This window comes from Halomonas zincidurans B6 (assembly GCF_000731955.1).
GTDB classification, from domain to species: domain Bacteria; phylum Pseudomonadota; class Gammaproteobacteria; order Pseudomonadales; family Halomonadaceae; genus Modicisalibacter; species Modicisalibacter zincidurans.
On sequence record NZ_JNCK01000001.1, the window covers coordinates 2117154 to 2130051 of the forward strand.

At 64.0% G+C, this 12898-nt stretch carries 14 protein-coding genes; 11 read left to right on the forward strand and 3 right to left on the reverse strand.

What is annotated here, in order from left to right; translation table 11 throughout:
• Nucleotides 1–73 precede the first annotated feature (73 nt).
• Complete coding sequence (locus HALZIN_RS0109965) at nucleotides 74–580, reverse strand: tripartite tricarboxylate transporter TctB family protein (protein ID WP_031384073.1); 507 nt, start codon at nucleotides 578–580, stop codon at nucleotides 74–76.
• Nucleotides 581–630: 50 nt separating this feature from the next.
• Nucleotides 631–1602 (reverse strand): tripartite tricarboxylate transporter substrate binding protein, encoded by a 972-nt coding sequence (locus HALZIN_RS0109970; RefSeq protein WP_031384074.1) that lies wholly within the window; start codon nucleotides 1600–1602, stop codon nucleotides 631–633.
• Between the two features lie 196 nt (nucleotides 1603–1798).
• Between HALZIN_RS0109970 and HALZIN_RS0109975 the strand changes: the two genes are divergently transcribed.
• Together HALZIN_RS0109975 and HALZIN_RS0109980 are read left to right on the forward strand one after the other, a co-directional pair.
• The gene (locus HALZIN_RS0109975; RefSeq protein ID WP_084173484.1) at nucleotides 1799–3580 is read left to right on the forward strand and encodes an IlvD/Edd family dehydratase; all 1782 of its coding nucleotides are present in this window, start codon (nucleotides 1799–1801) and stop codon (nucleotides 3578–3580) included.
• Nucleotides 3581–3648: 68 nt separating this feature from the next.
• A complete protein-coding gene (locus HALZIN_RS0109980; RefSeq protein ID WP_031384076.1) occupies nucleotides 3649–4350 on the forward strand; it encodes a GntR family transcriptional regulator in 702 nt (233 codons plus the stop codon).
• A gap of 7 nt (nucleotides 4351–4357) precedes the next feature.
• Here the strand turns inward: HALZIN_RS0109980 and HALZIN_RS0109985 are convergent, their stop codons facing one another.
• Nucleotides 4358–5206, reverse strand: a complete 849-nt coding sequence (locus tag HALZIN_RS0109985; RefSeq protein WP_031384077.1) for a putative RNA methyltransferase — start codon at nucleotides 5204–5206, stop codon at nucleotides 4358–4360.
• A gap of 406 nt (nucleotides 5207–5612) precedes the next feature.
• Here HALZIN_RS0109985 and phnC point away from each other — a divergent pair, with 406 nt between their 5' ends.
• The 9 genes from phnC to phnK all read left to right on the forward strand — a co-directional run bounded on the left by phnC (nucleotide 5613) and on the right by phnK (nucleotide 12898).
• Entirely contained in the window at nucleotides 5613–6443 is an 831-nt protein-coding gene (gene phnC / locus HALZIN_RS0109990) for a phosphonate ABC transporter ATP-binding protein (protein ID WP_031384078.1), read from the forward strand.
• A gap of 71 nt (nucleotides 6444–6514) precedes the next feature.
• Nucleotides 6515–7531: a phosphonate ABC transporter substrate-binding protein gene (gene phnD, locus HALZIN_RS0109995; protein WP_031384079.1), complete on the forward strand. Its 1017-nt coding sequence runs from the start codon at nucleotides 6515–6517 to the stop codon at nucleotides 7529–7531.
• Nucleotides 7532–7579: 48 nt separating this feature from the next.
• Nucleotides 7580–8374: a phosphonate ABC transporter, permease protein PhnE gene (gene phnE, locus HALZIN_RS0110000; RefSeq protein WP_031384080.1), complete on the forward strand. Its 795-nt coding sequence runs from the start codon at nucleotides 7580–7582 to the stop codon at nucleotides 8372–8374.
• A 29-nt stretch (nucleotides 8375–8403) separates the two neighbouring features.
• The gene (phnF, locus tag HALZIN_RS0110005) at nucleotides 8404–9141 is read left to right on the forward strand and encodes a phosphonate metabolism transcriptional regulator PhnF (RefSeq protein ID WP_035575284.1); all 738 of its coding nucleotides are present in this window, start codon (nucleotides 8404–8406) and stop codon (nucleotides 9139–9141) included.
• Entirely contained in the window at nucleotides 9138–9569 is a 432-nt protein-coding gene (gene phnG / locus HALZIN_RS0110010; RefSeq protein WP_031384082.1) for a phosphonate C-P lyase system protein PhnG, read from the forward strand. The genes phnF and phnG overlap by 4 nt, the downstream gene beginning before the upstream one ends.
• Nucleotides 9566–10183: a phosphonate C-P lyase system protein PhnH gene (phnH, locus tag HALZIN_RS0110015; RefSeq protein WP_051907462.1), complete on the forward strand. Its 618-nt coding sequence runs from the start codon at nucleotides 9566–9568 to the stop codon at nucleotides 10181–10183. The genes phnG and phnH overlap by 4 nt, the downstream gene beginning before the upstream one ends.
• A complete protein-coding gene (locus tag HALZIN_RS0110020) occupies nucleotides 10168–11265 on the forward strand; it encodes a carbon-phosphorus lyase complex subunit (RefSeq protein WP_031384084.1) in 1098 nt (365 codons plus the stop codon). The genes phnH and HALZIN_RS0110020 overlap by 16 nt, the downstream gene beginning before the upstream one ends.
• Nucleotides 11262–12095 carry an alpha-D-ribose 1-methylphosphonate 5-phosphate C-P-lyase PhnJ gene (locus tag HALZIN_RS0110025; RefSeq protein WP_031384085.1) on the forward strand — a complete coding sequence of 278 codons (834 nt, stop codon included), beginning with the start codon at nucleotides 11262–11264 and terminating at the stop codon, nucleotides 12093–12095. Before HALZIN_RS0110020 ends, HALZIN_RS0110025 begins: the two co-directional genes overlap by 4 nt.
• Entirely contained in the window at nucleotides 12092–12898 is an 807-nt protein-coding gene (gene phnK / locus HALZIN_RS0110030) for a phosphonate C-P lyase system protein PhnK (protein WP_031384086.1), read from the forward strand. Before HALZIN_RS0110025 ends, phnK begins: the two co-directional genes overlap by 4 nt.

Consider the following 12898-nt stretch of genomic DNA (forward strand, 5'->3'; position numbering starts at 1 on the left):
GCGCCCACCCCCCAACCCACTACGATGCCTTCCTAAGCAAAGCGGAGCCGGGGAATGAGTGTCCTATGTGTCGTTATGAGGAAAGCAGCGGAGGCAGCAGTGGCACAGGCAGGCCCAAAAAGCCGATGAAAACCGCACACACAACCGTGACCAGCAGCACAATGCCTATTGCTGCGAAGCGCCATGAGACGTGCCCGATCATCGCCAACGCCACTACCATGAAACCAACAGTGGCGATCAGGTACCCCAACACCGAAATGCTATAGAGGTAGAGCGCGGCCAGCAGGAAGGCCAGCATAGCCTTCCATGGCTTGCGCTGGCTGGTCTGCCCGCTAGCGGGTGCCTCCTCTGTCGCAGCATCATTGGGGTGGGATGGTGCTGCTCCATTGGCCGATACCTGGCGGCGACGTACAGAGCTGAACACCTCCTGGCCTACCATCGCCACTCCTAGCAAGGCCACGACGACCGAATAAATCAAGGGTATGTTTGCCGCCTTATCGGGATAGCCCAGCGCAGTGACATAGAATGTAGCTGCCAAGCCAATGGCGAATATTCCCAAGACCAGACGACTTGCATTCATCTCACACTCCTTCTCGGTCACCGTATGTCGTTGCCAGCCAGCATGACACCTTACTGGTTGACCTCATCCTTGACCTCTGCCCAAATAACTTCGAACTGCCCTTCCATGTCCTGCATCATCTGGCCATAGTCGTCACCGGTCTGGATATCGAGGTTCAAGGCACGCTCCTGAGCAGTCTTCTGGAACTCTTCATTTTCCTTGAGAGATTCAAAGGCCGCGATCAACTCCTCGCGAGCTTCATCAGGAATGCCCGCTGGCGCGCTGTAACCTCGTGAAGAGCCGGCCACCACATCGATATCTTTTTCTACCAGGGTGGGTACATTGGGAAGGATATCCAGTCGCTCGCGGGCAAATACCGCCAGCGGCCGCAGGCTGCCTGACTGGATCTGGCCATAGACGTTGCCAAGGTTGTTGAAGCTGGCATCGATCTTGCCGCCCATGGCCGCCGTGGCCGAAGGCCCATCGCCTTGGAAAGGCACCTTTTGGAAGGACAGGCCGGTCGCTTTCTCAATCATGATGGTTGAGAAGAAATCATCCCCACCGACACCTGAGTTGCCCACCGTGACCTCACCGGGACGCCCCTTGGCTGCGGCGAAGAAATCTTCCACGGTTTTGTAGGGGCTATCCTCCGGCACCACGATAATGCCCGGGTCAGTTACCACGTTGGCGATCGGCGTCAGCTCGTCGATCGAGTAGGTGATGGAATCATTCATGATGTAGTTCGTCATCAGCATCGGGGTGTTGGTGATGCTGATGACACTGCCATCCTCGGGAGACTGCTTAGTTAGACGAGTCCAGGCGATCGCTCCAGTGGCCCCGGGCAGATATTGATTAACAAATTCTACGCCCAGAGACTCCCGCAGAAACGGCTGGGTCAGCTGAGCCAAGGCATCGCTGCCTCCACCCGCCTTGAACCCTTGAAGCACCTTGATCTCATCGGCTGCTGAATACTCGGCCTGAGCGGTTCCGGAAAGCATGAGCGTGGATAGAAGAGTAGCGGCGTAAGCTCCACGGATTTTCATCGTTATTTACCTCAAGTGCTGTTTGTCGTTGTGCTGCACATTGGCGTGCAAGTCGAGCTTGCACGATCCAACGTAGTCCACCATCAACAAGATTGTCAATAATCTTGTCAATGAGATTTATACCGCCTAGCCTAGCGTTCAAGAGCCGTATCAACGGACCCTCCGACAAGCCGCGAACAACATTGAGGTAACCGCGATGAGCCAGGATTTCCACAACGACAGCAATGGCAAAGACAGCGAATGTCATGTACCGGCCGTCGAGAGCTCCACCTTGGGCATGTCCAACCGTCTGACCAATTATGGCGACGCGGAATTCTCGCTATTCCTGCGCAAGGCTTTCATCAAGGGCATGGGTTACACCGACGATGCCCTCTCCCGCCCGGTTATCGGCATCGCCAATACCTACAGCGGTTACAACGCCTGTCACGGCAACGTCCCGGGGTTGGTCGAGAGCGTGAAGCGCGGCGTCATGCTCGCTGGTGGTCTACCGGTGGACTTTCCCACCATTACCCTTCACGAATCCTTCGCAAACCCCACCAGCATGTACCTGCGCAATCTCATGGCGCTGGATACTGAGGAGATGATCCGCGCCCAGCCCATGGATGCCGTGGTGCTGATCGGCGGCTGCGACAAGACCGTCCCCGCCCAGTTGATGGCCGCCGCCAGCGCCGGTGTCCCGACGGTACAGGTAGTCACCGGCCCCATGCTCGCCGGTTCGCACCGTGGTGTGCGTGTCGGCGCCTGCACCGACTGCCGTCGCTACTGGGCCGCCTATCGCGGCAAGGACATCGACGAGGCCGAAATCAACGAGGTCAACGACAAGCTGGTCCCCACCGTGGGCACCTGCTCAGTGATGGGCACCGCCAGCACCATGGCCTGCTTGGCCGAGACACTCGGCATGATGCTGCCCAACAGTGCCACCGCGCCGGCCGTCTATGCCGACCGTCAACGCATCGCCGAGCAATCCGGGGCCCAGGCCGTGGCACTCGCCCATGCCGGCATTACTCCTGACCAGATCCTCACGCCCGAGGCCTTCGAAAACGCCTTGCGCGTACTGCTCGCGCTGGGAGGTTCAACCAATGCCCTGATTCACCTGAGCGCCATCGCGGGTCGCCTGGGCATCGATATCGACCTTGAAGCTTTCGATCGCATGAGCCAGGGAACACCCGTATTGATGGATCTCAAACCCTCTGGAGAAGGCTATATGGAGGACCTGCACCGAGCCGGCGGCCTGCCCACCCTGCTGCGCGAGTTAAAACCGCTGCTGCATCTGGAAACCAAGACCATCAACGGCCTCACCCTGGGTGAAAACATCGATGCCGCCGTGCATCTCATCAATCAGAAAGTCGTTCGATCCAGGAAGGATCCCATCTACGCCCAGGGCGGCATCGCCGTATTGCGTGGCAACCTGGCCCCTGCCGGCGCCATCATAAAGCAGTCGGCTGCCTCAGCCGAGCTGATGACGCACCGCGGCCGCGCCGTGGTGTTCACAGGGCTGGAGGATCTGGCCAAGCGTATCGATGACCCGGCCCTGGACGTACAGGCCGACGACGTGCTGGTGTTGCAGAACATCGGGCCAAAAGGAGCGCCGGGCATGCCCGAGGCGGGCTACATACCGATACCCAAGAAGCTCGCCACTCAGGGTGTCAAGGATATGGTACGCATCTCAGACGGTCGCATGAGCGGCACGGCGGCAGGCACCATCGTGCTCCACGTTTCCCCGGAATCCTCCGAGGGCGGCCCGCTGGGATTGGTGCGCAACGGAGATTTCATTTCGCTGGACGTCGCCAACAACCGTTTGAACCTAGAGGTGGACGAGGCGGAACTTGAAGCTCGACGCCAGATTTTTCAGGCCGAGGAGAATGGCGCTCCACTGCTGGGCTATCGACGCCTGTTCATGGAGCAGATCCTCCAAGCCGAGCAAGGTTGCGACTTCCGAGCCTGCCGCCCGGACCCCACCTGCCGGATACCGAGGTAGCATGAAGCCTGCAGGCGAGCTTGATACACTTTCATTCTCTGCCTGCAATGGATGCTGAGAAAGCGATCATGAGCCGTACCGTCCAGCCGTTCATCTCACGCGGCGCCGAGCCCCGAACCTCCACACCCGCAAACGCTGTCGATGACATTGTGGCGGCCGTGGAAGAGGACATCGTGCTCGGCCGCTTGCACCCTCGTGAGCGTCTGGTCGAGGAGGCCATGATGGAGCGCTTCGACTGCAAACGGCATGTCGTCCGCCAAGCTCTCTTCCAACTCGACAGCATCGGCCTGACTGAGCGCATCAAAAACCGGGGTGCATTCGTCAGGAGCTTTCCACCGGAAGAAGTCGAGGATATCTACGCCATGCGCGAGATCCTCGAGTTGGCCGCGGTGAACGCGCTCCCCCTACCGGCGCCCTCTGAATGGCTTGTAGAACTGGAAGCGGTCCATCGACGCCACAGCGAGGCCGTGGATGCCCACGACCTACGACAGGTATTTCATATGAACATCGCCTTTCACCGCACCCTGTTCCGGGTCTGTGGGAACGCTTACCTCTATGCCACCATCAACGAATTCGCCCAGAAGGCTCATGGCATCCGCTTTATCGCCATCACCGACCGCGACTCCCTGGTCCAGGCCCGCGACGAGCATCAAGCCATGATCGACGCCATTCGTGACGAAGACCGCCAACGCCTGGCCGAGCTGTGTCGCCGACACCTACTACCCTCCAAAAATCGCTACTTGGAACTTTATCGACATACCTATTCATGACGACCAGTCAGTCCGTCGCATCACGCACGAAACGCTTCAGCCGCACGTCCACGCTGACCGTCAGCGAGTCGAGCGCCGCCGCCCTCGCCCGGCCCTCGGCGCTGGCGCGGTACAGGTGCGGGGTCATCGCCAGCAGATCGGCGATTCGTTCAGCGCCGGTGAGCGCCAATGGGTAACGAATCGTCTCGGCGGCAAGCGGCATGAAGCCTTCCGGCGCTGGCGGTTCGGCCGTGCGCTCCGGCTTCAGCGCCGGGTAGATGATCTCGCGCAGTTCTCGCAAATGATCCGGCCCGGCATCGACCTGCAATAGCTCGCCGCCCGGCTTCAACGCACGGGCGAATTCACCGTAAACCGGGAAGCCGAACAGGCACAGCAGCCGGTCCAGCGTGCCCGGCTGCACGGGCAGCCTGGCGTTGCTGCCCACCACCCAGCTGGCGCGCTTGTCCTGCTTGGCGGCGGCGAGCACTGCCCACTTGGAGATGTCCAGCCCCAGCAGCGCCAGCGGTTGCTCGCCGGCGGCATCGGCCAGTTCGCGCAGGTAATAGCCCTCCCCGCAACCGGCATCGAGGCAGTTGGCCGTGGCATCGGTCGGCAGCCCCGCCAGCGCGGCCCGGCTGACCGCCTCGGCGATCGGCCGGTAATGGCCGGCATTCAGAAAGCGTCGGCGCGCCGCCACCATCTGCTTGCTGTCGCCCGGATCCCGCGAGCGCTTGTTCTGCACCGGCAGCAGGTGCACGTAGCCCTGGCGGGCGACGTCGAAACTGTGGCCATGGGCGCAGCGCCACACCTTGCCATCTCGCTGCAGCGGCTCATCGTCCAGCGGGCAGGCCAACGCCTGAAAAGGAGTGATGCTCATGGTCGCTCAAGCGCACTTGTCTGGAGGGTCGGTGGATACGGCGTGGCTGACATGAGACCAGCCTACCACAGCAGCAGGGGCCCTCATCTTCGCGCTCCACTCGCGATTGAACTCAACGTGGCAAGCTGCTTGCACGGGGCCATCACCGCGGTGATGCGTGACGGTCCGGGGATGGAGGCAATGTCACGGCACCGCTTTGGAGCGGTCCGGTTATGACGCGACGCTTTCAATTGGATGACAGATTTATAGCATTTGCCGTAACCCGTTATTTTCATTACCCATGAAATCGGGGCCGCCACTGGCTCGACGTAATCGCCCGCGATCTTTTCATCGAATCGAAATTGTCTAGACAACCTACCTTCATATAGCGACGTCAGACTAGCGCCTGACAGATCAAGGAGGCGTTATGTCGCTGACCACCATCGCGGTAAATCAGCTCAGCAAGACGTTCGGCCATCACCCCGTCCTGCAGGAGATCGGCTTCGAGATTCGCCAGGGCGAGCGGGTCGCACTCATCGGACCGTCGGGATCGGGCAAGTCCACCCTGATGCGCCACCTGGTCGGGCTCACCCGCGCCAACCGTCACCGCAGCTGCTGCGTTCATGTCCTGGGGCGCGACATCCAGCGCGCTGGAAAGCTCGTTAGCGCCAGCCGCGTCGAACGCTGCCGCACCGGTTATATCTTTCAGCAGTTCAACCTGGCCGGACGTCTCAGTGTCCTCACCAACGTGCTGGTGGGGCGGCTCGGCCGCATGCCGCGCTGGCGGGCCCTGCTAGGGCGTTTCTCCGCCGAGGAGCGAGCCATGGCCCTGCGCGCCCTGCAGCGTGTCGGCCTCGCGGAACTCGCCGATCAGCGCGCCAACACCCTCTCGGGCGGCCAGATGCAGCGCGTCGCCATCGCCCGCGCCTTGATGCAGGAAGCCGAGCTGATTCTCGCCGACGAGCCGATCGCCTCGCTCGATCCACGCAGCGCTCGCGAAGTCATGGACATACTCAAGCGCATCAACGAAGAAGATGGCCGCACCGTCGTGATCACCCTGCATCAGGTCGAGTACGCCCGCGAGTACTGCCAGCGAGCGATCGCGCTGAAGCAAGGGCGTCTCTACTACGACGGCCCGATTGCCCAACTCACCGATGTCCGCCTACGGGCGCTCTACGACAACGCCGGGCTCGACGAGCTCCACCGGCCATCAGCCACGCCCATACCGCCAGCAACGCTGCGCGCGGCTGCGGGTTAGGCCATGCCACGGCCTGCCCGGCCATCCACACTGAACCCACGCTTCACCACCCATGATTCAGGAGTTCGAACATGAAAATGCGTTCCCTTAGCCGTCTGGTCCTGCCCCTGGTTGTCGGCCTTGGTCTGATCGGCCAGCAGGCCCTGGCTGCCGACGACACGCTCAATTTCGGCATCATCTCCACCGAGTCGAGCCAGAACCAGGCGCCGCTGTGGAAACCGTTTTTGGCCGACATGTCCGAGTCACTGGGTGTCGAGGTCAAGCCGTTCTTCGCCACCGACTATGCCGCGGTGATCCAGGCCATGCGCTTCGACAAGATCGACCTGGCCTGGTACGGCAACAAGTCCGCGATGGAGGCGGTCGATCGCGCAAACGGCGAGATCTTCGCCCAGACCGTGCCCGATAACGGCCAGCCGGGCTACTGGAGCCTGATGATCGTGAACAAGGACAGTCCCTATGACAGCGTCGACGAGATTCTCGCCAACGCGTCCGAGCTGACCTTCGGCAACGGCGATCCCAACTCGACCTCGGGCTATCTGGTACCGGGCTACTACATCTTCGCCAAGAACGGCATCGACCCAGCCCAGGCCTTCAAGCGCACCATGAACTCAAGCCATGAGACAAACGCTCTGTCGGTGGCCAACAAGCAGGTCGACGTGGCCACCTTCAACACCGAAAGCATGGCGCGCCTCAAGATTACTAACCCGGAAAAAGCCGAGCAGCTCAAGGTGATCTGGAAATCGCCGCTGATTCCCTCCGACCCGCTGGTCTGGCGCAAGGACCTGCCCGCGGACCTCAAGGCACGCATGCGCGAGTTCTTCATGGGCTATGGCGAAACCCCGGCACAGAAGGAGAAGCTCGCCTCGCTGCAGTGGTCACGCTTCGAGCCGTCCGATAACGGCCAGTTGCTGCCGATCCGCCAGTTGGAACTGTTCAAGCAGCGTGCACAGGTCGCCGCGAATGATTCGCTGGACGCCGATGACAGGCAGGCCCGCCTCGCCGAGCTGGATGCCCAGCTGGCGTCACTCGACGAACGCTTACAGGCCCGCGAAGCCGCCCAGAACACCACGGCCATGGCGACCCAGTAACCCCAGCGAGCGAAGCGAAGGGCCACGCGCCCTTCGCCCGGAGCCCCCATGACTACTCAGACACCTTCGATGACCGCCGGCCCCCAGCGCAAGCGCAGCTGGCTCAATCTGGCCGGCTGGGGCGCTGCCCTGGCCGTGTTCGGCTGGGCCTGGCAGGGCACCGAGATGCAACCCGGGCTGCTGATTGAGAACGCCGGCAACATGGCCACGCTGGCCAGCGACTTCGTGCCGCCCAGCCTCGACAATCTCGGCTACTACATCGATCAGATGCTGGTCACCATCCAGATCGCCATCTGGGGCACGCTGCTGGCCATCGTGTTTGCCGTGCCGTGCAGCCTGCTGTCCTCCGACAATCTCGTGCCCTGGTGGGTCTACCAGCCGATGCGCCGGCTGATGGATGCCTGCCGCGCCATCAATGAGCTGGTCTTCGCCATGCTGTTCGTGGTCGCCGTCGGGCTCGGCCCGTTCGCTGGCACGCTGGCGCTGTTCATCCATACCACCGGCGTGCTCGCCAAGCTGTTCTCCGAGGCCATCGAAGCCACCGAGGCCGGCCCCATGGAAGGCATCCGGGTTACCGGCGCCGGGCGCATCGAGGAGATCGTCTTCGGCCTGATTCCGCAGGTCCTGCCGCTGTGGATCTCGGTCAGCCTCTACCGCTTCGAGTCGAACATCCGCTCGGCCACGGTGCTGGGCATGGTCGGCGCCGGCGGCATCGGCGTGTCGTTGTGGGAGACCATGCGCGGTTTCCAGTACCCCGAGACCGCCACGATCATGCTGGTGATCATAGTCGCCGTGACGGTACTGGACATGGCTTCGCAAACCGTGCGCAAACGTTTCATCTGACTTCCGGCTGCGCTTTTTCAGGAAAGAACATGTCTAGACAACTCACCCAGGCACCGCGCTACCGCACCCTCGCCGACACCCTGGCGCGCGAGGTCCGCGCCAGCTACCGGCCCGGCGACCTGCTGCCCGCCGAGGCGGCGCTGGCCAAGCGCTTCGACGTCAATCGCCATACCGTGCGTCGGGCCCTGGACGAACTGGTCGCCGCAGGCATGGTCACCCGCCATCAGGGGCGCGGCACCCAGGTCGTCGATCGCCGGCTCGACTACGCCGTCAATGCCGGCAGCAAGGTCACCCAGAACCTCGCCGAGCTGGGCCTCGCCACGCGAACCCTGTGCCTTGAGCAGGGTCTGCGCGTGCCTCCCGAGGCCATCGCCCAGCGCTTCGACCGCAACCCCGGCGAACCGCTGCTGTGCGTCGACACCCTGCGCCATGTCGACGATTCGCCCGTGCTGTTGCTGCGCCACTGGTTCGACGACCGGCGCCTGCCGGATTGGACGCACCGCTACCGTGGCGGACCGACCCGGGCGCTGCTCAAGCAGCACTACGACCTGCGCCTGTATCGCCGCCGTGTGCGCATCGAGGCCGGCAGCGCCAACCGCGACGACACACGCCTGCTGCACTGCCCGCTCAACGCGCCGCTGCTTCAACTCACCAGCGACAACGTCGATGCCGACGCCATGCTAGTGGAAATTTCGGTCGGTCGTGCGCGTGCCGACCGGCTCGCCTACCACATCGATTTCAACGACATCGACGAGGTCTCTCAATGACTCGATCCCAACGTCAGCGGGTTCTGGCGCTGACACCCTGCGAGCGTCTGGAGCCGCGCTGGAGCGCACTCGGCATCGACCGCCCGCATCGCCGCGTACGTGGTCCGGAAATCGGCATGGCCATGGTCCGCGGGCGCCTGGGCGCCACCGGCAATGCCTTCAACCTGGGGGAAATGACCCTGGCCCGCGCCAGCGTGACGCTGGAGGACGGCGCCGTGGGGCACGGCTGGGTAAGCGGTCGCGACCTGCAACATGCCGAGTTGATCGCGCTCATCGACGCCTGTTCGCAGCAGGAGGATCTCCGCGAGCGCATCGACAGCGAGCTGATCGCGCCGCTCATCGACGAGCTCGCCGCCCGCCACGCCGAGGCCTCGCGCACTGCCGCCGCCACCCGCGTGGATTTCTTCACCATGGCAAGAGGGGAATGAGCATGCTCTGGCCTGGCCTCACCGACCCCGTGCACGACAGCCAGCGGCTGTTCCGCCAGTGTCTCCAGGCGATGTCGGAACCCGGCACGCTGCACATTCTGGACGTTGCCGCCCCGCCCGAAGGGGTCCCGATCGGCGCCGCCCTGTGGGGCGTGCTGCTCACCCTGTGCGATCTAGACACCCGGGTGTGGATCGCCCGCGAGCTCGACACGTCGGCGCTGCGCGACGCGCTGACGTTCCACACCGGCTGTCACCCGACCGACGACCCGGCCAGCGCCGATTTCGCCCTGGTCACGCCCACCGCCCTGGTCGAAGGCATCGCCTTCGCCACCGGCAGCGACGAGTATCCCGATCGCAGCACGACCCTGCTGGTGGCGCTCGACCATCTCGCCGACCACGGCCCGTGGCAGCTCAGCGGACCCGGCATCCCTGAACGACGCTGGCTCGATGTCGGCAACGCCGAGCCGCTGATGCGACGTCTCGCCGCCAACCGTGCCCGCTTCCCGCGTGGCCTCGATGCCCTGCTGGCCTGCGACGCCCGGCTGACGGCGATTCCGCGCAGCAGCCGGATCGAGAAACACCTGGCGGAGGACCGCTCATGTATGTCGCAGTGAAAGGCGGCGAACAAGCGATCAATAACGCCCACCGCTTGCTCGCCGACCGCCGCCGTGGCGAGCGCGATCAGGCCGAACTGTCGGTGGCGCAGATCCAGAGCCAGCTGCGCCTGGCCGTCGACCGGGTGATGGCCGAGGCCTCGCTCTACGACCCCGAGCTCGCCGCCCTGGCGCTCAAGCAGGCCAGCGGCGACATGATCGAGGCCGTATTCCTGCTGCGCGCCTATCGCACCACCCTGCCGCGGCTGGCGGTCAGCGAGCCACTCGACACCAGCGCGATGCGCGTCGAGCGCCGCATCAGCGCCACCTACAAGGACATCCCCGGCGGCCAGATCCTGGGGCCAACCTACGATTACACCCACCGCCTGCTGGATTTCATGCAGCTGGCCGACGGCGAGACGCCGGAACCGGCACGCGCTGACGTGGCGCTGGAGCGTTGCCCGCAGATTCTCGACCTGCTCAATGCCGAGGGGCTGATCGAGCGCGATCACGATGACGGTGCCCAACCCGCCGACATCACCCGCGACCCGCCCGACTACCCGGTCGATCGTGCCACCCGCCTGCAGATGCTGGCGCGCGGCGACGAGGGCTACCTGCTGGCGCTGGGCTACTCCACCCAGCGCGGCTACGGGCGCAACCATCCCTTCGCCGGCGAGATCCGCCTCGGTCAGGTGGAGATCGAGATCTCCGTCCAGGAGCTCGGCGAGCGCGTCTGCATCGGCGAAATTCCGGTCAGCGAGTGCCAGATGATCAACCAGTTCGGTGGCTCGCGTGAGGCCGCGCCGCAGTTCACCCGCGGCTACGGGCTGGCCTTCGGCCACAACGAACGCAAAGCCATGGCCATGGCGCTGGTCGATCGCGCCCTGCGTGCCGAGGAACTCGGCGAACCCATCGGCAGCCCGGCCCAGCAGGCCGAGTTCGTGCTTGCCCACGCCGACAGCGTCGAGGCCTCGGGCTTCGTCTCGCACCTCAAGCTGCCGCACTACGTCGACTTTCAGTCCGAGCTCGACCTGCTGCGCCGGCTTCGCCGTGCCCATGCGGACGGCCAGCAAGCGGCATTCGACGCGGAGGAGGGCCAATGAACGGATACAACTTCGCCTACCTGGACGAACAGACCAAACGCATGATTCGTCGCGCGCTGCTCAAGGCGGTGGCGACTCCCGGCTATCAGGTGCCCTTCGGCGGCCGCGAGATGCCCATGCCTTATGGCTGGGGCACCGGCGGCATTCAGCTCACCGCCAGCATCCTGGGCAGCGACGACGTGCTCAAGGTGATCGATCAGGGCGCCGACGACACCACCAACGCGGTCAGCATCCGCGCTTTCTTCGAGCGGGTCGCCGGGGTCGAGACCACCACCGCGACGGCGCAGGCCAGCGTCATCCAGACCCGTCACCGCATCCCCGAAGCGCCGCTCGCGCACGGCCAGATCCTGGTCTTCCAGGTGCCGGTCCCCGAGCCGCTGCGCTTCATCGAGCCCAGCGAGCAGGAGACCCGGCTCATGCACGCCCTGGAGGAGTATGGCGTGATGCACGTCAAGCTCTACGAGGACATCGCCCGCTACGGCCATATCGCCACCACCTATGCCTATCCGGTCAAGGTCGACGATCGCTACGTGACGGACCCCTCGCCGATCCCCAAGTTCGACAACCCCAAATTGCACATGAACGAGGCCTTGATGCTGTTCGGTGCCGGTCGCGAGAAACGCCTCTACGCCATTCCGCCCTACACCCGGGTGGAAAGCCTCGACTTCGAGGATCACCCCTTCGAGATCCAGTCCTGGGATGCATGCTGTGCGCTGTGCGGCAGCGGGACCAGCTACCTCGACGAGGTCATCACCGACGATGCCGGCAGCCGTATGTTCGTCTGCTCCGACACCGATTACTGCCTGACACGCCGCGGGGAGGTGGCATGAATCGTTGCGTTCTTCCCAGACCCGACCTGGAGCGTCCCGCCCTGCTCGACGTGCACGACGTCAGCCGCCTCTATGGCCCCGAAAAGGGCTGCCAGGCGATCGATTTCCGACTGCATGCCGGCGAGGTGCTGGGCATCGTCGGCGAGTCCGGCTCCGGCAAGTCGACGCTGCTGCGCGTGCTGGCCGGACTGGAGGCCCCCGATACTGGCCGGGTGGCCTACCGCGCCGCAACCGACGACACGCTCGATCTCTACGCGATCAGCGAGGCACGCCGCCGCGCGTTGCTGCGCCTGGAATGGGGGCTGGTCCACCAGAACCCGCGCGACGGCCTGCGCATGGGCGTGTCCGCCGGCGCCAATATCGGCGAGCGCCTGATGGCATTGGGCCAGCGCCATTACGGTGAGCTACGTGCCGCCGGCCAGGACTGGATGAGCCAGGTCGAACTCGACCCGGGGCGTATCGACGACGCGCCGCGAGCCTTCTCCGGCGGCATGCAGCAGCGCCTGCAGATCGCTCGCACCCTGGTCACCCGGCCACGCCTGGTGTTCATGGACGAGCCCACCGGCGGGCTCGACGTCTCCGTGCAGGCGCGCCTGCTCGACATGATCCGTACCCTGGTGCGCCAGCTCGGCCTGTCGGTAGTGCTGGTCACCCACGATCTCGCCGTGGCACGCCTGCTCTCGCATCGCTTGCTGGTGATGCGTCGTAGCCGGGTGGTCGAAGCCGGCCTGACCGATCAGATTCTCGACGACCCGCAGCATGCCTACACGCAGTTGTTGGTGTCGTCGGTGCTCACCCCTTGA